Below are 21,341 nucleotides of genomic sequence, written 5' to 3'. Positions count from 1 at the left end.
GGTTTCGTTCGGATTGCGTGCGGTGGGTGGACGGGTGAACGGCGGAGGTCGCCCCAATGGAATATTTTGGTCTATAGGAACTATCCGGGCAATTCGTAGCGATGCTCGGTCCCGGGGCCGAGCGACGGGGGCCGAGGAGGGCCAGTGCCGTATGCAGCGCCGCCGCATCCCCCTGTTCACCAGTGAAGGCGTCCGGGACGCCGAGGTCACCGTCCACCCGTTCGCCGCGGGCGACGGGCTGGGCCTGACCCTGACCCGCTACCGCCGCCCGCGGGCCGCCGGTACCGCACCGGCCGACGCGGTCCTGCTCGTGCACGGCCTGACCACGTCGAGCGACATGTTCGTCATGCCCGAGCACGAGGACCTCACCACCTACCTGCTCGACCACGGCTACCCGGACGTCTGGGCCCTCGACCACCGGATGAGCAACCGCTTCCCGTACGACCTGGCCGCGCACCGCTTCACCCTCGACGACGTCGCCCTGCACGACTTCCCCGCCGCGTTCGCCGAGATCCGGCGGCACATCGGCCCGGCGGCCCGGCTGCACGTGATCGCGCACTGCCTGGGCGGGGTCACCTTCGCCATGAGCCTGGCCGCCGGCCTGGTCACCGGCGTGACCAGCGCGGTCGTCAACAGCTCCGCCCTCGTCCTGCGGCCGCCCCGGTGGTCCCGCTGCAAGCTCCTCGTGGTCCCCGGACTGACCGAGTACGTGCTCGGCCTGCCCTACCTCAACCCCGCCTGGCCGCAGGACGCCCGGTTCACCCGCGGCCGTATGATCGCCCGCCTGGTGTCGCTCTTCCACCCCGAATGCCGGGAGCCCGCCTGCCACATGGTGAGCGCGATGTGGGGCTCCGGGCGGCCCGCGCTGTACGACCACGCCCTGATGTCACCGGTCACCCACGAGCGCGTGGCGGACCTGTTCGGCGCCACGGGGGTGCACTACTACCGGCACATCCGGGCGATCGTCCGGGCGGGCAGGGCCGTCAAGTACCGGCCCGGCGATCCGGCGTACCGCGACCTGCCCGACGACTACCTGGAGGCGGCGGCCGGCCTGACCACCCCGCTCCTGCTGACCACCGGCGAGCACAACCGTGTCATGGCCGACTCCAACCCCGCCTGCCAGCGCGAACTCGCCGCCCGTGCACCCGGCGTGTCCCGGCTGCACGTCTTCCCGGGCTACGGCCACCAGGACGTGTTCATGGGCAAGGACAGCGCACGCGACATCTTCCCGTACCTGACCGCCTTCCTGGACGCGCACGCGCGGTGACCCGCACACGCGGGGCACGCCCTCGCGGCTCGGACACGTCACCGCCCCGGCCCGTACACCCCCCACAGCTCCCCGGCGAAGAACTCCCCGAACCGGGCGAGCGCGGCGAGCGGAGCGGGACCCGTCGCGCGCATGGAGGCCAGTTGCCGGACGAAGGCCAGCCGGCCCACGCGCACCACGCCGGAACAGAGCGGCGGCTGCCCGGTCTCCGCATCCGGTGCCTGCCGCCCGTGACGGATCTCGACCGCCAGGGTGGTCGTGTCCGCCCACAGGTCGGGCCCGGGGTCGTCGCCCACCTCCTTGCGGCCGGTGAGGGTCAGCGGGCGGCCCCGCGGCCCGTCCAGGTGCAGGTGGTAGAGCATCCGCCGGCGTCCGGGCCGCCCGTCCGGTACGAACAGGTTGAACCAGCCCTCCCGTACCGGCAGCCGGCCGCCCAGCGGATCGCAGTCCACCGCGCCGCGCACGGCGGCCCGGTGGTCCGGCGAGTCGATGAAGGCGTCCACGTCGTCGACGGTGACGGTCAGGCGCAGCACCAGCCCCGGCCCGTCGGCCAGCGCGCCGCGCATCACCTCGGCGAACGTCAGGGCCGTGGCCGGCGCCGGAGCCGGGCGGTGCGCCCGCCGGGACGGCCGGTCCTCCAGGAGCCGGGTGCTCATCCGGTCCGCCAGCGCCGCGACGGTCAGCGACGGGTTCACCCCGACCGGTCCGGGCAGCGCCGCGGCGTCCGCCACGTACAGGCGCGGGTGCCCGAACACCTCGCCGTACGGGTCGCAGACGGCCTCCTCCGGCCGGTCGCCGATGGGCGCGCCGCCCACCGGGTGGACGGTGACGACCCGCCGCCACCACCAGACGGGGTTGTCCAGGAACCCCGTCCCCATCGCGTCGGCGAGCCGCCGCATCGTGGTGCGGACGCCCTCGTAGTACGCCCGGCTCGTGGCGGTCGTCCACCGGATGTCCAGCCGGCCGTCCCGCAGTCCCATCACCCCGTCGGGTACGTCCCGGCCCACGCCCAGCAGCGGCAGCACCCCGGGGAAGCCTCCGCCGGGGCCGAGCAGGGCGGCGATCTCGCCGGAGAGGTTGCTGTCCGCCGCACCGAGGACGTGGTCCCGCGCCAGGCCGGCGGCGAACGCGGCCAGCCGCCCGGCACCTCCGACCAGCCGCACGCCCTCCGCGAGCCAGTTCAGGAAGCCCGGATAGCCGCCGTCCTGGACGATGTGCCCGCGCCCCGGACCGCCGTCCGCCTCGCCCACCACGCCGGTGATCACCGGGCCCCGGTCCGGGGGCGGCACCGGTGTGCCCCGTCTGCCGTACAGGAAGGTCAGCAGGTCGCCGTTGCCGCAGAACCGGGTGCCCAGCGCCGGGCCCAGGCCGGGCAGCCGCGCCCGGTTGGCCAGCAGGAGGTGGACGGTGCCGTACGTGCCCGCCGCCAGCACGAGGCGGTCGCAGTCGATGTGCCGACGCGGCAGATCGGCGGTGCGTACCGGCGGCCCGCCGTCCACGTCGTGCACGACGTAACCCACGCGGTAACCGCCGCCCTCCAGCGGCTCCACGGTCACGGCCTGGTGCCCGGTCCGCAGCTCGGCGCCGTGGTGACGCGCGGCGGACAGGTACGTGTGGTCGAGGGTGTTCTTCGCGCCGTTGTTGCAGCCCAGGTCGCACTCACCGGTGAGCCGGCAGGTGCCGCGCGGCACGCCGTGGAGATTGCCGTACGGCTCGTCCGCCAGCGGCAGGCCGGGGCCGGGCGGCGCGCCGGGGCGCGGTGCGAAGCTGACCGCGAGCGGCGCCGGCGACCACGGCAGCCCCACCCGCCCGGCCGCCTCCCGCAGGGCCCGCGTCTTCGGCGTACGGGCGTACGGCTCGGTGTCCACCGGGTACGGGACCGGGCGCAGCACCGACTCGACCGCGTCGTAGTGCGGGTCGAGGTCCGCGCGGGTCAGCGGCCAGCACTCGTGGCCGCCTCCGGGCAGTTCCTCCCGCTGTACGAACCAGTGCGCCTCCTTGCGGAGCAGCACGTTGGCGTAGATCAGCGAACCGCCGCCGAGCCCGCTGGAGACGAGGGAGTCGCAGCCCCCGAACCGCCAGACGTCGAACAGGCCGTACAGCCCCTCGCTCGGGTCCCACAGGGCCCGCCCCAGTTCCGCCGGGGTCCGGGGAAAACTCCCCGGCGGATACGCCCGGCCGCGCTCCAGGACGACGACGGACAGACCCGCCTCCGCCAGCCGGTACGCCGCCACCGAACCGCCGAAGCCGGACCCGACGACGAGCGCGCCGACCCGCTCGGAACGCTCCGCTCCGCTCCCCGGCGACGCCTCGGCCACGATCGGTCCCTCCGGTCCGGCGACGGCCGCGCGGACCGCGGCGGCCTGACCTCCCAGTAGAGCAACGGACCACCGCGCGCACATCCGGAAGCCGGGGCGGCCGGAGGGTGGGTTCCGCGGGGCCCGCGTGCCAGGAGGTGCGGAACACCTCCCCGTGGACAGGCGCCCGGCATCAGTGCTCCGGCACCACAGGCGCCCGCGCGGGACCACACGTTCGATGTCATCCGCCGGCGTGCCCTCGCGAGCCGCCCGAACGCACCACAGCGTGCGCAAGAGGGCCGCCGTGGCCACCACCGCACCCGCACGCCGCACACGCCGCCCCGCTGCCCCGGACGCCGCCGAGGACCTCCGGCTCCTGACCGGACTGTCCGACGGGGCGCGCCGCACCGGCGTCCGACGGCGGGTGATCGCCGCCTGGCCACCGGTGGCCCACCGCCTGGCCCGCCATCTGCGCGACCGCGGCGAAAACCTCGCCGACCGCTCGCCGACCGTCGCCCAGCTCGCGGGCACACCGGGCACACCGGACTCGGCGAGGAGGACGTCCCGCTCGGTCTGGACGCCCTGGAGACCTACCGCTCGCTGTCCCTCGACGCGCCGTGGCCTGAGCGGCGGCGCGGGACGACATCCGGCCCGATCCCGCGCAGGCGACGTTAGCGATCCGAACAAAGGGGCACGCGTGTGCTGGCGGCCGGAACCGGGCGCTCACTCCGCTCCACGAGCGGCGTCCGGCCGCGGTCACGCACCGGCACATCCCAACGAAGAAAGGCGGAACCATGCCTGCTGCACGCGACATCATGACTCCCGGAGCCGAGTGCGTCGGCGCCGAGGAGAGCGTCCTCGACGCGGCCCGCAAGCTCACCGGCCTCGGCGTCGGAGCGGTTCCGATCTGCGGTACGGACGACCGGCTCAAGGGTGTCCTGACGGACCGGGACATCGTCGTCAAGGTGCTGGGCCAGGGCAAGGACCCCGCGCGGACCAAGGCCGGCGAACTGGCCCAGGGCGAGGCCGTGACGATCGGTGCCGATGACGGCGCGGAGGAGATCCTCGCGACCATGACCCGGCACAAGGTCCGGCGTCTGCCCGTGATCGACGGCCACCGCCTGGTCGGCATGGTCGCGCTGGCCGACGTCGCCCGCGCCCTGCCCGACTCGAAGGCGGGCGACCTCCTCGAAGCCCTCTCCACCGACTGAGAGCACCGCGCACGCCCGCGGGCACGGGGTGCGGCCACGCCGGACCGTAGGCACGATGGTGTACGCGGCGTGGGCGCACCTCCGTAAATCACCGTGCACTCCGGTTCGAACAACGGTTTGGTTATGGCGCGGCCTCCGCCGTACGGGTATACACGAGCCCACACGACGGGAGGCACACCATGGCGATCGACGGTTTCACGACCTGTCTGTGGTTCGACGGCCAGGCCGAGGAGGCGGCACACCATTACCTGTCCATCTTCAAGAACTCCCAGCTCGGCGACATCGTCCGTTACAACGAGGCGGGACCCGGAACGCCCGGCGAGGTGATGGCGGTCGAGTTCGTCCTCAACGGCCAGAAGTTCATGGGCCTCAACGGCGGACCGGAGTTCACGTTCAGCGAAGCCGTCTCGTTCCAGGTCCGCTGCGCCGACCAGGAAGAGGTTGACTATTACTGGGACCGGCTCACGGATGACGGCGAAGAAGGCCAGTGCGGCTGGCTGAAGGACAGGTACGGCGTGTCCTGGCAGGTCTTCCCCACGGAACTCCTGCGGCTGCTGACCGACTCCGACCCGGCGAAGGCGAAGCGGGCCACCGAGGCGATGTTGCAGATGCACAAGATCGACCTCGCGGCCGTCCGCAAGGCGCACGCCGGAGAACGGTAGGGCGCGGACGGGCGGGTACGGGCAGGCCGCCCGTACCCGCCCGTGTCCACCGGCGCCCCCACTCGTTTGGGGGCGCCTTTGATGGCAAACCGGGGCCAACGGGTAAGCAGCCCCCATGTCTCTCGATGCTCCCCTGATGGCCGCCCCCCTGCCGGTCGAAGCGCCGACGGCCGCCTCCCACCTGGCCATCGGCATCGGCCCCCTCATCGCGGGCATCGTCGTCGTCCTCCTGCTCATCGGTGCCGTCGTGTACGGCTACCGGCGCCGCGCGCGCAACAAGGACCGCCCGCCGCGCGCCCACGCACGGCCCCGGCATGCCAGGACGGCGGCCCGGCACGGCACTTCGGCACGGGAGACCGACGGGGTGTCCCGGGAGAGCCATGACGCGGCACCGGCTGCCGGGGTCAAGGACATGGGCGAGTACGGGACGCGCCCCGGCGACTCCGACGAACCGCCGCCGTGGAACGAGGGGAAGAGCGGCTCGTTCGGCAACGGCTGAGGCCACGCCCCATGGCGTTTCCTCGGCGGAAGCCACCCGCACCGCCTCGCAGCGGTGCCTTGGCACGCACCGGTTTCGAGGCACTCGACCGCCGCCTGCCGGCCGCCGAGGCTGCCAGAGCCCTGCTGCGCAAGGCGTTCCCCGACCACTGGTCGTTCCTGCTCGGCGAACTCGCGCTCTACGGCTTCCTCGTCCTCGTCCTCACCGGCACGTACCTGACCCTGTTCTTCGACCCGGTGACCGCGCAGACCGTCTACCACGGCCGGCACACCCCGCTGTCCGGACTGCCCATGTCGCAGGCGTACTCCTCCACGCTGCGCATCAGCTTCGACGTGCGGGGCGGACTGCTGATCCGGCAGATCCACCACTGGGCCGCGCTGGTCTTCGTCGCCGCCATCGGCGTCCACCTGCTCCGCGTCTTCTTCACCGGCGCCTTCCGCAGGCCCAGGGAAGTCAACTGGATCATCGGAGTGACGCTGTTCATGCTGGCGATGCTGGAGGGCTTCGCCGGTTACTCGCTGCCCGACGACTCACTGTCCGGCACCGGCCTGCGCACCGCGCACACCATCGTGCTGTCGATCCCGCTCGCCGGCACGTATCTGAGCTTCTTCCTGTGGGGCGGCCCGTTCCCCGGCACGGACCTCGTCAACCGGCTGTACGGGCTGCACATCCTGCTCGTCCCGGGCGTCCTGGTCGCGCTGATCACGGCACATCTGATCCTGGTCGTCCACCTCAAGCACACCCAGTGGAACGAGCGCGGCCGGACCAATCGCAACGTCGTCGGCCGCCCGATGTACCCGCACTTCACCGCGAAGTCCGCGGGCCTCTTCTTCATGACCGCGGGCGTTCTGACGCTCCTCGGCGCACTGGCCCAGATCAACCCCGTATGGGAGTACGGGCCGTACCGTGCGGACCAGGTCGCCACCGACGCGCAGCCCGACTGGTACGTCGGCTTCCTGGAAGGCGCGCTGCGGCTCATGCCGCCGTGGGAGAGCGACCTCCTGGGCCATACGGTCCTGTGGAGCGTCCTGGTCCCCGCGGTGATCCTGCCCGGCCTGCTCTTCCTCGTCCTGTACCTGTATCCGTTCTGCGAAGCCTGGCTGACCCGGGACAGCCGGGAACACCACCTGTGCGACCGGCCGCGGAACCGGCCCACCCGCACCGGCCTCGGAGTCGCCGGCCTCGTCTGCTACGCCGTGCTCCTCGCCGCCGGTGGCAACGACGTCACCGCCTTCGGCTTCCGTGTCTCGGTGAACGCCCTGACCTGGTTCTTCCGTATCGCCGTCGTGGCGGCCCCGGTCCTCGCCTTCTGGCTCACCAAGCGGATCTGCCTCGCCCTCCAGAGCGAGGACCGCGACGCGCTGGCGGAAGGGGAGGAGACAGGTGAGGTGACGCAGGACGTGTGCGGCGGACTCGGTGAGGGGCGCCGCCGCCTGTCCGCCGACCGCCGGTACCGGCTGCTCGTGCGCGACCTGCCCGAGCCGCTCCTGCCGCCTGCGGGCACCGCCCGCCCCGCGCGCCGGCAGCGGATCCGGCTGGCGCTGAGCAACTGGTACCACCATGACCGGGTCGAACTGCCGGTCACTCCCGAACAGCGGGCCCGCATCGCCGAGCGGACGGCCGCACCGGGGTGGAGTCCGGACCGGAGCCCGGACGGGAACTCGGAGCGTGGTCCCGGGCAGGGCTCGGACGAGAACCCGGATCGTGGTCGGGGACAGGGCTCGGACCGGAGCCCGGACCGCGGCTGACGGCCTTCCCGTACGGCCTCCCTCACGGCCGCGCGGCGAACTCCAGCACCATGCCGACCACCCCCGCCACCAGCAGACCCACCCCGATGACGAACAGCCACAGGCCGAAGACGACCCCCAGCGCGGTCAACGCCACCGCCAGGCCGGTCAGCGGCGGGTAGCCGCTGCGCGGCGGGAAGAACCCGATCCCGCCGGTCCGCTCGCGCACCTCCGCCTCCTTGCGGTCCTCCGGCCGCGGTCCGCGCCTGCGGTGGTTGACCGTGCAGAACCCGCACACGACCAGCGCCATCAGACACGAGACGGCCAGCGCCGCCGTACCGGCGGGCTCCCGCGACCACAGCGCGTAACCGAGCCCGGCCACGAAGAAGAACCCCGCCACACCGGCGAAGAGAAGCGCCTCGGCCTTCACGGATGACGCTCCCGGTGCGGATCGGGAGTCGGTTCGTCCGCGCCGCGCTGCGGAGCGGGCAGCCGCAGCACCTCGGGATGGTGCAGGTCGAAGGCGGGGGAGTCGGACCGTACTCGGGGCAGCGCGTGGAAGTTGTGCCGGGGCGGCGGGCAGGACGTCGCCCACTCCAGCGATCTGCCCCACCCCCACGGATCGTCCACCAGCACCTTCGGCGCCCACCGCGCCGTACGCCACACGTTGTACAGGAACGGCAGCGTGGAGATCCCCAGCAGGAACGCACCGGCCGAGGAGAGGGAATTCAGTACGGTGAATCCGTCGGCGGCCAGGTAGTCGGCGTAACGCCGGGGCATGCCTTCCGAACCCAGCCAGTGCTGCACCAGGAACGTCAGCTGGAAACCGGTGAACAGCGACCAGAAGTGGATTCTCCCCAGCCGCTCGTCGAGCATCCGGCCGGTCAGCTTCGGCCACCAGAAGTAGAAACCGCCGAACATCGCGAAGACCACCGTCCCGAACAGCACGTAATGCAGATGCGCCACGATGAAGTACGAGTCGGTGACGTGGAAGTCCAGCGGCGGTGACGCGATCAGCACGCCGCTCAGCCCGCCGAGCAGAAAGGTGACCAGGAAACCGCCCGCCCACAGCATCGGCGTCTCGAACGAGACACTGCCCCGCCACATGGTGCCGATCCAGTTGAAGAACTTCACCCCGGTCGGCGCCGCGATCAGAAAGGACATCAGGGAGAAGAACGGCAGCAGCACCGCACCCGTGGCGAACATGTGATGGGCCCACACGGTCGCCGAGAGCATGGTGATGGCGATGGTCGCGCCCACCATGCCGAGGTACCCGAACACCGGTTTACGGCTGAAGACCGGGACGATCTCCGTGATCACGCCGAAGAACGGCAGGGCGACGATGTAGACCTCCGGATGCCCGAAGAACCAGAACAGGTGCTGCCACAGGACCGCGCCGCCGAAGGCGGGGTCGTAGAGGTGCGCGCCGAACTTCCGGTCCGCCTCCAGGGCGAGCAGCGCGGCGGTCAGCACGGGGAAGGCCAGCAGCGCCAGGATCGAGGTGAACAGCACGTTCCAGGTGAAGATCGGCATCCGGAACATGGTCATGCCGGGGGCGCGCAGGCACATGATGGTGGCGATGAAGTTCACCGCGCCCAGCGTGGTGCTGAGCCCCGACACCACCAGGCCCATGGTCCACAGGTCGCCGCCCGCGCCCGGACTGCGGACGGCGCTGTTGAGCGGCGCGTAGGCGAACCATCCGAACGACGCGGCGCCCCCCGGGGTGAGGAATCCCGAGACCACGATCAGGCCGCCGAAGAGGAACAGCCAGTAGGTCAGGGCGTTCAGCCGCGGGAAGGCCACGTCGGGGGCGCCGATCTGGACCGGCATCACCGCGTTCGCGAACCCGGCGAACATGGGCGTCGCGAACAGCAGCATCATGATCGTGCCGTGGATGGTGAAGAGCTGGTTGTACTGCTCGTTGCTGACGATCTGCATCCCGGGGCGGGCCAGTTCGGCGCGCATCACCATCGCCAGTGCGCCCGCCAGCAGAAAGAAGCCGAAGGCGGTCACGAGATAGAGATTTCCGATCACCTTGTGATCGGTGGTGGTCAGCCAACGGCGCACCGCGCGGCCCACCGTGTTGCGGGGCGCCGCGTCGTCGCGGAGCGCCGCGCCGCCCTCCGTGCGCGCGTCCTGCCCAGCCTCGATGACCATGAACCTCCGCCCGGCCCACGCCGGAGACCGACGCGGGCACGCCGTCCCGTACCGCGCGGCGCGCACACCGGGCCGGCGCGCGGCCGCCGACCGGCCACCGACAGCCTGGCACCGGCGGCGGCCGGATCGCCGGTGCCCACGGCACGGGGGAGGCCGCCGCCACCCGGAAGGGTGTACCGGCCGCCCCTCGCGCCGGGAGGAGACCCGGTGAGAGGGGCGGCGGGAGGGAGGCCGGCCAAGACACCGCTGCGGTTGGCCGCGGGCACCGGTGTGGTTCAGCCGCGGACACCGGCGTGGCTCAGGCCCGGCGCGTCCCCTCGGCGGTCGCCGGGCCGCGGCGCAGGGACAGCAGCCGCCCCAGAAGACCGGGCCCGGCCGTGGCAGCGGGCGCCGGCTCCGTCGCGGGAGCGGGGACGGGCGTCTTGCGCGGAGCGGACTCGGCCCCGGAGCCCGACTCGGACTTCGGCTCGGATTTCGGTTCGGACTTCGGTTCGGCTTCGTACGGGTCGTAGCTCAGAGCCCGCAGATAGCCTTCCAGCGCGCGCTGGGGGTCGATGGACATGATGGACACACCTCTCCTGCTGATCGCTGCTGTGCTGGTGCGGGAGCGCTCCGCGTACGTGCGGCAGCGCGGTCCCGGTCAGCAGCGCAGGACGGTGTGGTGCGCGCGGTCGCCGGCGGCGTCACGTACGTCCGACCGCAGATCCGCCCAGCGGGCGAGGAGCCTGGCGAGACGTCCGGCGTGGCACGGAAGAGATCGTGCGAGGGCCCGGGCCTCGGGGGAGCGGCCGGTACGTCCGGCCCGGGCCGCCCGGGACGCGGCGGCCTGAGGAAGGCTGTCGTCGGCCGCCGGCTCGGCCGACATGGCGGCGGCCTCGGCAGGCCCGGCACCCGGTTCGAGGGCCGCGGGTGCCGCGCCGCACAGGGCGATCAGTACGGCGATCAGCACCAGGGCACCGGTCCGTCCCACGGATCGGTGGCCCCGGCAGCCCCCTCGGTTCATATGCAAAGGGTAGTCATTCGGCTACTGTCTGCGCATGTCGTCGAACGGGTGAGATTACCGCGTCGAAAGCCGGTCACCGCCCGCGGAAAGGAGCTGCCGTGACAGCCGGCAAACGCATTCTCGTCACCGGCGCGGGCTCCGGCTTCGGCCGTGCCGCCGCCCTGCGCCTCGCCGAACGCGGACACCACGTCATCGCGGCGGCCGAGAACCGCCCGCAGATGACCGAGCTGACCCGGGAAGCGGACCGGCGCGAAATCCCGCTCCGGGTGGAGAATTTGGACGTCACCAGCGCACTCCATCGCCGCCAGGCGCACACCTGGGACGTGGACGTGCTGTTCAACAACGCCGCCGTCGGGGAAATGGGCCCGCTGTCCGAAATCCCCCTGGAACTGGTCCGGCAGGTCTTCGAGGTGAATGTCTTCGGCCCTCTCGCCCTGGCCCAGGGATTCGCCCGGCAGATGGCCGGACGTGGCAGCGGCCGCATCGTCTGGCTGTCGTCCATCGCCGGCCTGACGACCAATCCGTATCTCGGTCCGTACTGCGCGTCCAAGTACGCCATCGAGTCGATCGCCCAGGCGATGCACGATGAACTCAAACCGCTGGGTGTCCAGGTGTGCACCATCAACCCGGGCCCGTACCAGACCGGCTTCAACGACCGGATGGGTGACGCGCTGCGCGTCTGGTTCGACCGGGAGAAATCCTTCAGCGCCGAGCACTTCACCACGGACCTGGGCGTCGAGGTCCGGCTCGCCGACGATTACCACGAGATGACCGGCGAGAGCCAGCAGGACCCCGAGGAGATCGTCGAACTCTTCGTGCGGGTCGCGGAGGAGGAATCCGGTCTCTTCCGCAATTTCCTTCCGGCGGACCGTATCGACGAGGTGAAGCGGCAGCAGGCGGCGATCTGGGACCTTGGACAGTGAGACCGGACACCGGGCGGCCCCGGCGGGAGGCCGCCGGGACCCGTCCCCGCACCCCACTTGGAGGAGCCGTGCCCGCGCAGACCGTCCCGCTCCGTCCCGTCCCCGGCCCCCGCGGCCTGCCGTGGCTCGGGAACCTCCTCGCCTTCGGCAAGGACCCGCTTGCTTTCATGACCCGGCTGCGGGACGAGTACGGGGACGCCGTGACGTGGTCCCTGGGGCCACGGCGCAGCCTGTTCCTCTCCCACCCGCAGCACATCGCCGAATTCCTGGCCTCCCGGGAGCACAGTTACGGCCTCCTGGAAGTCGGCTGGTCGTTCCAGCAGATCACCGGCGAGAGCGTCATACGCAGTACGGGTGCCGAGTGGCGCCGTAAGCGGGCCCTGGTCCAGCCGGCCGTCCGCCCGCGTCAAGTGCGCCAGTACGCCCGGGTCATGGTCGACAGCGCGCTCGCGGCGGCCGACCGGTGGCAGGACGGCGGCCGCGTCGACGTACACCGGGAGATGGTGGTCCTCAGCCAGCGCGTCGTCATCCGTACGCTGTTCGGCAACGACCTCGGTGACCGTGCCCGGGCGGTCGGCGCGGCGATGGCGGTGGCCGAGCAGGTGATGGCCCGCGAGCTGCGCGGCGTCGGGCTCCTCCTGCCGGACCGGGTGCGTACGCCCTCCCGGAGGCGACTGCTCCGCGCCCTCGCCGTCATCGACGCCGAGGTGCACCGACTGATCATCGCGCGGCGCGACGGACCGGCCGCCGCCGACGGTACCGGCAGCGCGGGCGCATGCGACGAGGGCGGAGGCGACGACCTGCTGGCCCGGCTCCTCGAAGCCCGGGACGAGGAGGGCCGTCCGCTCACCGCCAAGGAGGTCCGCGACGAAGCCGTGACGCTCTGGGCGGCCGGTCACGAGACGACCTCCACCGCGCTGACCTGGACCTGGTACCTGCTGTCGCGGTCGCCGGAAGCGCGGGCCCGGCTGGACGACGAACTGGACCGGGTCCTCGGCGGGCGCCCACCCACCGTCGACGACTACGAACGGCTCACCTGGACCCGGCAGATCGTCAAGGAGGCCCTGCGGATCTACCCGCCGTCCTGGGTGATTCCCGCCGTGGCCCGGGAGGGCGCCGTGCTGGGCGGCACCGCCGTCCCGGCCGGTACGGCGGTGTGGTGCAGCCAGTGGACGGCCCACCGCGATCCGCGCTGGTTCCCCGACCCGGCGGTGTTCCGCCCCGAACGCTGGGACGCCGACGCCCCCGACGTCATCCCCGACCACGCCTGGTTCCCGTTCGGCGGCGGTCCCCGTGGCTGCATCGGCGCGCGGTTCGCGCAGGTGGAGGCGGCGCTGCTGCTGGCCACTCTGGCGCAGCGCTTCCACCTGGAGCTCCCATCGGAGGAAGTGCCCCACCGGACCGGCATCCTCGTCCAGCCCGCCGTACCGCTGATCGCCACCCTGCGTGCGCGCCCGTGACTCCGCCCGCGGCTCGCCCTCCAGTGCCGTCAGCCCAGCATGCCCAGCTCGGTGTCCGGGCGGCAGCCGTAACACGCCTCCACGCCCCGGCTCAGGGCGTCGGCCGCCTGCGCACGGCTGATGGCCCGGCCGCGTGCCTGGCCGCACCCGCCGACATGGACACGGACGGGCCGCCCGTTGCGGCCTCCGAGGCGCTCGGTCTCCAGCAGCCAGTCGGGCCGGGGAGGCCGCACCGGTGCGGGGCGGTCGCGCTCCGCCTGTTCGAGGTGCTGGATGCGGGCCCGGACGGTGGCGAGCTGCAGGCGCAGCCACGTCTCCAGGGTGCGGAGACGCGGCAGATCAGGGGGCAATTCGCTCACGCGTTCGAGTCTATCCTTCCGGCGTCACGACGACCGGACATGCCGGCGGGTGGGCCGGATGGGCCGGGCGCGGAGGTCATCGCTACGGTCGCCGGATGGGGAACTGGCACCAGGACGGTGTCCGCGCGCGGATACGGGAGATGGCAGCACGGGACCCGGAGCGGGGGCCTCTCGGTGCGTGCACGCACGGCTATGCCCTGGCGCCACGGCTCCCGGAGGCGGAGATCCGGGCGTTCGGGGAATCCCACGGCATCGCGCTGCCGGTGGAGTACCGGTCCTTCGTCGCCGACGTGGGCGACGGCCCGGCCGGGCCCGGACACGGCCTGATGCCGTTGACCGTCCCTCGCCCGGAGGCCGACGAGGAGTGGGCCGCGGACGACGAGTGGGCGGAGGACCGGCTGCCGGGCCGGCTCGCCGAACCGTTCCCGCTCGCCGCCCCTCTGCCCGGCCGGATCGGGGCGCGGGCCGGTGCACTGACCGGGGGCACCCTCATGCTGGCCGAACAGGGCTGCGGCATCTTCGTCCGGCTCGTCCTGAACGGCCCGTACGCGGGCGAGGTCTGGCAGATCGATCCGGACCGGGGCGGCTTCGTACCGGTCAGCCCCGGGTTTCGCGCCTGGTACACCGACTGGCTGGCGGGCCCGTGAGCGCACGCTCACGGGCCGATACCCGACACCCGCAACGCGTACCGGGGCGTACGGGCCGGAATCACCCCACGGCGTCCTGGCCGGTGGTGACAGGCGCGGGAGGCAGGGGAGCGGCGCGGGCCGGAGCCCGGCAGGCCACCGCGGCGCACAACAGGGCGGCCGCGATGCCGCCCAGGTGGGCACGGCTGGAGAGGGTGGCGGTCAGCACGCACTCCAGCGAGAAGGTCACCACCGTACCCACGCTCAGTACGGGAGCCCGGCAGGCCCAGCCGGTGCAGATCAGCAGCCCCAGTACGGCCGCGGACGGGCCGGTGTCGGCCAGCGTCGCCTCGGCCGGCGGGACCGCCAGGGGATGGTCCGGGCCGAGGGTGAGCAGGAAGCGCGCGAAGAACGTCGCCGCGGCGGTGACGACCAGGGACACGGCCAGGGTGCGCAGTGTCCCGAGGACGCACTCGGCCACTCCGAAGATCACGGCCACTTGCAGGAGCGCTCCCCACCACGGGAGCCCCGGCGCGGGCGCGAACAGCGACAGCGGCAGTCGCAGCAGCACCAGCCGGACCGGGACGTCCGCCCGTACACCGCCGAGCGACCAGACCAGCCGTTCTCCGGCGTCCGTCAGGGTGAGTGCGTGAAAGACGATCACGAGGACCACGGAGGCCGCCGTCAGCGGTACCGCGGCCAGTCGGCGACGGCACAGCGCCGTCCAGGTCGGTCCGGCGACCCGGTGCCACTGCGCCAGGAGGGCCCGGCCGGTGCGTGCCGGCAGACCGGGCGCGCGCTCCCGCGAACCGCCGGCCGCTCGGCCGACGTCCGCCGGACGCCGCCCCGGCCCCGAGCGCCCCGTCTTCGGACCAGGCGGCCGCCGCTCGGCACGCGGAAGCCGCCGTTTCGTATCGACGCAATCCTGCCCCCGGCGCGACAGCCCCCGCTCCCGGCGCGGCAGGTCCTGTTCCCGGGGGCCCTGTCCCCGGGACGGCAGTCCTCGCTCCCGGCGCGCAAGGGGCCGCCATGCGCGGATCACGAGCCGGTCCTGTTCGTCATCGCCCCTCCGGCGCGAACCGGCGACCGGGTCGCGGTCCGGCGATCGTGGTCAGCCGTTGTTCAACGCGTACGTCACCCGTGCCTCACGCGTACCTCACAGGTACCTCACTCGTCCCCGGCACGGCTCCCACGGCCCGCCGGACTCCGCCGGTTCACTCTTTCGCCACGGGTGCCCCGGCGGGCCGGATGCATGTCGGCCACCGGCGGCTGAGGTCACCTCAGCCCGCCCGCGCCGGCGGATCCGACCGGCCACGGCCCGGCCGTCCGCCCCGCGTCCTGCGAGGATGTCAAAATACGACGTTCCTCGTACAATGATGATCCCCGGCAGGAACCGACCGCCCGGAGCCGACTTCCAGGAGCCGCCATGACGACCACCACGACGACATCCGCCGACCGGCCCGGTGCCCGCGTCCTGGACCACCCGGACCGTTCGGCGATCCGTCTCGAAGACGTACTGCACGCGCTCGCCGACCCGATGCGGCTGCGGATCGTCCGCCGCCTGGCCGCCGCCGAGGGCGAACTGTCCTGCACGGTCATCGAGCTGCCCGTCAGCAAGTCCACCTGTACGCACCACTACCGCGTACTGCGCGAGCACGGCGTCATCAGCCAGATCTACCGCGGCACCGCCAAGATGAACGTGCTGCGCCGCGCCGACCTGGACGAACTCTTCCCCGGCCTGATCGAACGCGTCCTGAAGGCGGCGGAACTCCAGGACGAACGCCTCGACGCCCCGGCTGACAGGGCGTAGCGGCACCCGGGCGCGCCGGCCCTTCCCGACGTCCCGGCTCAACACCCCCCACCCGCACTTTCACCCCCGTCCCCGCCCCCACCTCCTTTCCCGCCCCTTTCTCCCTCACCGCCCCCACACCTGGCTGCCGCCAGCAGCTCGGGCCAGTCGGCGATCTTCACGGTGGTCCGTCCCAGCCCCCGGCCGAGCGCGGTTTCCGCCGCCTCGATGCCCAGCCAGCCCGGCCAGCGGACCGGCCGCTGCCCGCTGCGCAGCAACGCGGCCACCGGATCCTCCGGCAGCGGCTCGCGCGCCAGCTCGTCCGCGTCCGCCAGCAACGCGGCCGCGGTCTGCTTCGCACACGGCCGGTTCGTGCCGATCACCCCGGTCGGCCCCCGCTTGATCCACCCCGCCACGTACTCGCCGGGACACGGCACACCCTCCCGCAGCACCCGGCCCTCCACGTGCGGCACGGTCCCGGTGGCCGCGTCGAACGGCAGCCCCGGCTGCGGCGTCCCCTTGTACCCGACCGAGCGCAGGACCAGCTGCGCCGCGATCTCCTCGTACTGCCCGGTCCCCGTGACCCCGCCCAGCCCGTCCGGAACCGTCCGCTCGAACCGCACCCCCCGCACCCCCGCGTCCGCGTCTCCGACCACTTCGACCGGCCGTAGGAAGAACCGCAACCGAACCCGCCGCCGCCCGCCGGCCACTTCCTCACTTCCCCCCTCCGCTCCCTGCGCCCCCTTCCCCTCGGCCCAGCCGCGCAGCACCTCCACATTGCGGCGGTTCACCGCGGGCAGCCCCGAAGGGTCGCCGTACGCCGGGTCCAACGCCAGTTCCCCGGGGTCCACGAGCACGTCGGCGCCCGGCAGCGCACCCAGTTCGCGCAGTTCCTTGGTGGTGAACTTGGCCTGCGACGGCCCCCGCCGCCCCACCATCCACACGTCCTCCACCCGGCTCTCCGCGAGCGCGCCGAGCGCCGCCTGCGGCACGTCCGTACGCGCCAGCTCGTCGGCCCCGCGGGCGAGGATCCGGGCCACGTCCACCGCGACATTGCCGACGCCGATCACCACCGCTGACCGCGCGGTCAGCGGGAAACGGCCGTCCGCCGCGTCCGGATGCGCGCTGTACCAGGAGACGAAGGCGGTGGCGGAGTGGCTGCCGGGCAGGTCCTCACCCGGGATGCCGAGGTGGCGGTCGGTGGCGGCTCCCACGCAGTACACCACCGCGTGGAACATGCGCCGCAGCTCCCGTGGCCCGAGGCCGTCGGCCCCCACGTCGACATTGCCGAGGAAGTGCACGCGCGGGTGCTCCAGCACCGTACGGAGGTTGTGCTGCAGCGATTTGATCTTCTCGTGGTCGGGCGCGACACCGTAGCGGACCAGCCCGTACGGGCACGGCAGCCGGTCGAGCACGTACACCTCGACATCCGGTACGGCCTCCTGCCCGACCAGCGCCTGAGCGGTGTAGACGCCACTGGGTCCCGAACCGATCACTGCGACACGAAGCACGGAAGGCCCCTTCCCGCGGAGTACTTCCAGAGTCGCACCGGTGCGGGGTACGCGGGAGGTGTGCCGCCGGAGTTGCCCCACGGAACGGCGACAGCGCCCCGTAACTCTCCAGGGTGAACCTCGCACCCAAATCGGCATTCACCCGATCAAGCGATTTCCGCAGCGCCCTGGAGCCCTCTCCCTGGCCCTGCCCCTGCGCCTACCCCTCCGCAGCAGCACCTTCCCGCCCCAGCACCGGCGGCGGGTCCTGTACCGGCGGCTCCTGTACTGGCAGCGACTCCTGTACTGGTGGCGGGCCCAGCACTGGTGGCGGGCCCTGTGCCGACGGCGGAGCCAGCGCCGGCGGCGGGTCCTGAAGCGGAGGCGGACCCTCCAGCGGCGGTTCCGGCCCTTCGCTGGGCGGGGTCCCCAGCTCCCAGTCCAGGCCGTACCGCTGGAACAGCTCCGCCCGAAGCCGCGCGGCGGGCATCGGTGCCCCCGGCAACAACACTGCCACCACCGACCCCATCAACAACGCCCGCAACAGCCGGTAGTCCGTGTCCGCGTCCTCGGTGCCGTACCGCTCCACCGTGTCACGCAGCAGAAACGCCAGCCGCTGCTGTTCGGGGCACTGGATGAAACCTTCCGCCGTCAGAATCCCGGCCATGTGCGTACGCATCAACAGCGGACGCTCCTGCGCCAGCCCCAGAATCGCGTCGATCGCCCGCGCCAGCCGCTCACGGCCCGCGTCCTCGCCCGCCGGCACCGGCTCACGGTCGAGCGCCGCCTGCAACGAGTGGTGCATCAGCCGGTGCACGGCCGACTGCAGAAGCTGCCGTTTGCCCGGGAAGTAGTACGAGATCAGCCCACGCGCCGACCCGGCACGGCAGGCGATGTCCCCGAGCGTCGTCGCCTCGTACCCGCGCTCGTCCACCAGCTCGACGGTCGCCTGCAACAGACGCTCCCGGGAACGCCGCCGCAACTCTTCATTGACCGAGGGGCTGCGGGGGGACATGCTGTTAACTCCTGCGTTGACTGGCTGAGAGCCAATATACTCAGCAGGTCTCCGGATGTCCGCCCCGACGCGGCCAGGACCCGGAAGAGCCGCCTGAGTCGGGCGACGCGGGGGATCGCCCGACTCAGGCGCGCGTGGTGTCAGTCACACCTCCTGTGACCTGCGTTTCTGCAGGTCACAGGAGGTGTGGCGGGTCGGGGTGGATGTGCAAGTTCGATCATCTCAGGCCGCCTGTGGTCGTACTGATGCTGACTCGATGCGGACTTTCCTGATGGAGCGTCAGGTGCAAACTGGTTACGCTCCGTGTCGGCCGCGAGGGGGCTCGATCTGGGTCTGGGGGCGTCAGTGAGGCGAAAGCGGCTCCCGACAGGGAGATGACTGCCTCAGTCGCGAGATGATGGGCGCGACTGTCGACCGCTCATGAGTTCCTTGCACCCGCTTGCCGACCACCACGCGTCGGTAAGCGGGCGCATGCTCGGCTGCGAAACCGTAAGGTCGTGGGCTCTACATGAAAGAGGGTCGCTTCCGAAAATCGTCAAGGCAGACGATCTCGGTACGTACGTCATGAAGTCGTCTATCGCACTGGGCTGACCTGCGCGTATGCGCTCCCGCGTGTCTGTGACCTGCAGCGATGCCTCTTTCTGCGTCTTTCAGGGCCGTGCCGCGTTATGCGGCCGATTCTCCCCAACCACTCCCCACCGGGGGCCATACTCCCCAAATTCTCCCCAGGGAGCACTCGCCGCAGACGTCGGCAACGTGCGCTATCAGCCCCTCCGCTGAGCTTCCGCCGCGCACGCTGCGTGACGCAGTCGAGCCTTCCGGTGGCGCGTGGGCCTGGTTTGGTCACGTAGGAGCTACGCCCGGGAGCCGGATCGGGTTGTGTGCTGTTCTTTCTATCGGCGGGCCGCGGTTGGTGCTGCGGACCCGCGCGTGTGCTGCATGGGTGCCCGCAGGTCTAGAGGCGGTTCAGGTGATGTGCTCCTCCCTTGGTTTCGCGTCGGCTGCAGCTCGTCCTTTTCCTGGCGGATGATGTCGATGTCGGAGTGGGGGAGGCTGCTGTCCCTTTGTGGGACGGCGGCCTTGCTGCATGCCTGAGAGGTTCACTTCGATCCCAGGGCGGTACCGCTCAGGACGCTACGGGCCTTCGATCCCGCCAGAGCGAAGAGGATGCGGGGCTGACTTCGGCATGGTGACCTTGGCGATCCCCGCAGAGATGTCCGTCCCAATGGTCGCCACGTCGGTGAAGGTCACATTCCACCTGCGGTTCTGCAGCCGCTGCTGTTCGCGGCGGAGCGCGTCATGCAATGTCCGCATGCCCGGGTCGAGAATCCAGGTCCCGTCCCGGTAGTGCTCGAACCCGAGGCGCGACCACGCGCGGCCAAGGCGAGCGCGAGCCGCAGCGAGGGCCGCCTCGTCCGCTTCCCTCCAGGAGCCCGTAGGAGGCATGGGGGCGTCGTCCAGGGGTCCGGGGAACAAGGCGATCACCCCAGCCCCGTGGCTGAGGTAGTCCAGGGCCAGCCCGGTGAGGTAGACGCCGAGCCCCTGTCCGCGAAAGCGCCGGTCCATCCTGACGCGGTCAACGATCGGGGTCTTGCCCGGAAGAGCGAGGTCCTCGTACAACTCGTCCCGTAGGCCCCCCTGCTCGGGGTCGTACAGGGCGGTCCCGATCTCGCAGAGATCGACGCTGACGGCGTCGAGGCTCTCGACGATGTCCGGCGAGCGCCAGTGGTCGACGACGTGCAGCTCGATCGTCCCGAAGCAGGGGCCGGGGCCTTCGTCCTTGAGGTGCATGCTGATGTCCCAGCGCTGGACGCTGTCGTCGTGCCACGGCGCGAGCCAGTGCTCGCTTGAGTAGCTGAGGATGATGTCGTCGATGCCTACGGTCTGTACCCATGCGCAGGGGGCAGCCTGATCCTTGGCCGGCGGCGCCTGGACGGGGGCGGTATGCGGACGCCGCTCACGACTCCTCGCTCTCAGGGCGAGCGTGCGGGATCAGCGGTCGCGTGCTCTCGTGTTCGGTGACGATCAGTCCGGCCGTGGAGGCCGGGAGCACCTGGGGGGTGGTGAGGATGATCTGGGCGTCGTCGCCGGCGGTCACTGCACAGACCTTCAGGGCAGCGTTGACAAGGCGCTCGCCTTCGGGGCCGCCGCCGAGGCCGTCGAAGGGGGCGTCGAGCCACTGGGTGGCGGGCAGGCGGACGAGCGGCATGGTACGGGCGGCTTCGAGGCACATGAGGTGGTAGGCCGTGTGGGCCAGGCTCACCAGGCCCGCGGACCGGGCGAGTTGCTCCATCGACCGGTCGAGCACGTCTTCGCCCGCATGAAGACATGGAAGATCCTCCGTGACTGCCGCCTCAAGGGCGACGGTGTCCACCACGCCATGCTCGGCATCGCCCGGATGCACAACCTCGCCCTCGCCGGATAGGTCGTAGGCAGCAGGGTGGCTGGCCCGCTTGCACGAGGCGACTCCAAGATCTTTGTGGGACAGCCCTTAGGTGGGCGAAGAGAAGTCTCGTCCGGCATGGTGCGTTTGCCTGGAAGGTGACGCAGGATACGGGCAAATATGTACCGGCTTGACTCGGTGGGCTCGAAACCAGGCCCCTTGGGCAACACCTGTTGGGGGAGGGAAGTTCACACCCAGCAGAACGACGGATCTTGGGGCGGGATGGCGCTCTCGCCCCTACTGTCTCTTAGTGTGACTGACATCACGACTGCTTCCCGGGGTGGGGCGAGCGCCTATCGCGGAGTCAAGTTGGCATGGCGAATCTTTCGGCAACGTAAGTGGCTCTCGTACCTCCGCTTGCAGGCCGTACTGAGGGCTCTGATGACGGCCGAAGGGCCCGTGCCTGCGGCCGT

At 71.7% G+C, this 21,341-nt stretch carries 19 protein-coding genes and 2 pseudogenes; 10 read left to right on the top strand and 11 right to left on the bottom strand.

The window, feature by feature from the left end; translation table 11 throughout:
• Positions 1-151: 151 nt before the first annotated feature.
• Positions 152-1,267 carry an alpha/beta hydrolase gene (locus ACZ4QV_RS11890; protein ID WP_361147490.1) on the top strand — a complete coding sequence of 372 codons (1,116 nt, stop codon included), beginning with the start codon at positions 152-154 and terminating at the stop codon, positions 1,265-1,267.
• Between the two features lie 38 nt (positions 1,268-1,305).
• Here ACZ4QV_RS11890 and ACZ4QV_RS11885 read toward each other — a convergent pair whose 3' ends face one another.
• Positions 1,306-3,585 carry a GMC family oxidoreductase gene (locus tag ACZ4QV_RS11885; protein ID WP_361619410.1) on the bottom strand — a complete coding sequence of 760 codons (2,280 nt, stop codon included), beginning with the start codon at positions 3,583-3,585 and terminating at the stop codon, positions 1,306-1,308.
• Positions 3,586-4,358: 773 nt separating this feature from the next.
• Here ACZ4QV_RS11885 and ACZ4QV_RS11880 point away from each other — a divergent pair.
• From ACZ4QV_RS11880 to qcrB, 4 genes are all read left to right on the top strand, one after another.
• Positions 4,359-4,775, top strand: a complete 417-nt coding sequence (locus tag ACZ4QV_RS11880; protein WP_361147483.1) for a CBS domain-containing protein — start codon at positions 4,359-4,361, stop codon at positions 4,773-4,775.
• Between the two features lie 179 nt (positions 4,776-4,954).
• Complete coding sequence (locus tag ACZ4QV_RS11875) at positions 4,955-5,437, top strand: VOC family protein (protein ID WP_361147481.1); 483 nt, start codon at positions 4,955-4,957, stop codon at positions 5,435-5,437.
• 115 nt (positions 5,438-5,552) lie between these two features.
• Positions 5,553-5,936 (top strand): DUF6479 family protein, encoded by a 384-nt coding sequence (locus ACZ4QV_RS11870; RefSeq protein ID WP_361147479.1) that lies wholly within the window; start codon positions 5,553-5,555, stop codon positions 5,934-5,936.
• 11 nt (positions 5,937-5,947) lie between these two features.
• Positions 5,948-7,684, top strand: a complete 1,737-nt coding sequence (gene qcrB / locus ACZ4QV_RS11865) for a cytochrome bc1 complex cytochrome b subunit (RefSeq protein WP_361639706.1) — start codon at positions 5,948-5,950, stop codon at positions 7,682-7,684.
• Positions 7,685-7,706: 22 nt separating this feature from the next.
• On the opposite strand, the gene ctaF is transcribed toward qcrB, so the two are convergent.
• The 4 genes from ctaF to ACZ4QV_RS11845 form a co-directional block, all read right to left on the bottom strand.
• On the bottom strand, positions 7,707-8,093 hold the full coding sequence (ctaF, locus tag ACZ4QV_RS11860) for an aa3-type cytochrome oxidase subunit IV (protein ID WP_361147474.1): 387 nt from the start codon (positions 8,091-8,093) through the stop codon (positions 7,707-7,709).
• A complete protein-coding gene (ctaD, locus tag ACZ4QV_RS11855; protein WP_361147471.1) occupies positions 8,090-9,820 on the bottom strand; it encodes an aa3-type cytochrome oxidase subunit I in 1,731 nt (576 codons plus the stop codon). The genes ctaF and ctaD overlap by 4 nt, the downstream gene beginning before the upstream one ends.
• A 298-nt stretch (positions 9,821-10,118) precedes the next feature.
• On the bottom strand, positions 10,119-10,382 hold the full coding sequence (locus tag ACZ4QV_RS11850; protein ID WP_361147468.1) for a hypothetical protein: 264 nt from the start codon (positions 10,380-10,382) through the stop codon (positions 10,119-10,121).
• A gap of 78 nt (positions 10,383-10,460) precedes the next feature.
• Entirely contained in the window at positions 10,461-10,823 is a 363-nt protein-coding gene (locus ACZ4QV_RS11845; RefSeq protein ID WP_361640246.1) for a hypothetical protein, read from the bottom strand.
• A 98-nt stretch (positions 10,824-10,921) separates the two neighbouring features.
• On the opposite strand from ACZ4QV_RS11845, the gene ACZ4QV_RS11840 reads away from it, so the two are divergent.
• Positions 10,922-11,746, top strand: coding sequence for an SDR family oxidoreductase (locus ACZ4QV_RS11840; protein WP_361147462.1), 825 nt, complete (start codon positions 10,922-10,924; stop codon positions 11,744-11,746).
• Between the two features lie 68 nt (positions 11,747-11,814).
• On the top strand, positions 11,815-13,206 hold the full coding sequence (locus tag ACZ4QV_RS11835) for a cytochrome P450 (protein WP_361147459.1): 1,392 nt from the start codon (positions 11,815-11,817) through the stop codon (positions 13,204-13,206).
• 29 nt (positions 13,207-13,235) lie between these two features.
• Here ACZ4QV_RS11835 and ACZ4QV_RS11830 read toward each other — a convergent pair whose 3' ends face one another.
• Positions 13,236-13,565, bottom strand: a complete 330-nt coding sequence (locus ACZ4QV_RS11830) for a DUF6233 domain-containing protein (protein ID WP_361147456.1) — start codon at positions 13,563-13,565, stop codon at positions 13,236-13,238.
• 95 nt (positions 13,566-13,660) lie between these two features.
• Between ACZ4QV_RS11830 and ACZ4QV_RS11825 the strand changes: the two genes are divergently transcribed.
• Positions 13,661-14,212 (top strand): SMI1/KNR4 family protein, encoded by a 552-nt coding sequence (locus ACZ4QV_RS11825; RefSeq protein ID WP_361640250.1) that lies wholly within the window; start codon positions 13,661-13,663, stop codon positions 14,210-14,212.
• 61 nt (positions 14,213-14,273) lie between these two features.
• Here ACZ4QV_RS11825 and ACZ4QV_RS11820 read toward each other — a convergent pair whose 3' ends face one another.
• Entirely contained in the window at positions 14,274-14,855 is a 582-nt protein-coding gene (locus tag ACZ4QV_RS11820; protein ID WP_361592321.1) for a hypothetical protein, read from the bottom strand.
• Positions 14,856-15,617: 762 nt separating this feature from the next.
• Between ACZ4QV_RS11820 and ACZ4QV_RS11815 the strand changes: the two genes are divergently transcribed.
• Positions 15,618-16,001 carry an ArsR/SmtB family transcription factor gene (locus ACZ4QV_RS11815; protein WP_361147448.1) on the top strand — a complete coding sequence of 128 codons (384 nt, stop codon included), beginning with the start codon at positions 15,618-15,620 and terminating at the stop codon, positions 15,999-16,001.
• 38 nt (positions 16,002-16,039) lie between these two features.
• On the opposite strand, the gene ACZ4QV_RS11810 is transcribed toward ACZ4QV_RS11815, so the two are convergent.
• The 4 genes and pseudogenes from ACZ4QV_RS11810 to ACZ4QV_RS11795 all read right to left on the bottom strand — a co-directional run bounded on the left by ACZ4QV_RS11810 (position 16,040) and on the right by ACZ4QV_RS11795 (position 20,793).
• Positions 16,040-17,491, bottom strand: coding sequence for an FAD-dependent oxidoreductase (locus tag ACZ4QV_RS11810; RefSeq protein WP_361147446.1), 1,452 nt, complete (start codon positions 17,489-17,491; stop codon positions 16,040-16,042).
• A 346-nt stretch (positions 17,492-17,837) separates the two neighbouring features.
• Positions 17,838-18,485: pseudogene (locus tag ACZ4QV_RS11805) on the bottom strand (TetR/AcrR family transcriptional regulator); the annotation flags it as partial.
• Between the two features lie 1,134 nt (positions 18,486-19,619).
• On the bottom strand, positions 19,620-20,276 hold the full coding sequence (locus tag ACZ4QV_RS11800; protein ID WP_361640252.1) for a hypothetical protein: 657 nt from the start codon (positions 20,274-20,276) through the stop codon (positions 19,620-19,622).
• A gap of 166 nt (positions 20,277-20,442) precedes the next feature.
• On the bottom strand, positions 20,443-20,793 hold the full coding sequence (locus ACZ4QV_RS11795; RefSeq protein ID WP_361640266.1) for a hypothetical protein: 351 nt from the start codon (positions 20,791-20,793) through the stop codon (positions 20,443-20,445).
• Here ACZ4QV_RS11795 and ACZ4QV_RS11790 point away from each other — a divergent pair.
• Positions 20,785-20,910 (top strand): annotated as a pseudogene (locus ACZ4QV_RS11790) (IS5/IS1182 family transposase); the annotation flags it as partial. The gene ACZ4QV_RS11795 and the pseudogene ACZ4QV_RS11790 overlap by 9 nt on opposite strands.
• Between the last annotated feature and the right edge of the window lie 431 nt (positions 20,911-21,341).

The organism is Streptomyces sp. NPDC026394, from assembly GCF_055567735.1.
This window is presented reverse-complemented; position numbering and strand designations above follow the sequence as displayed.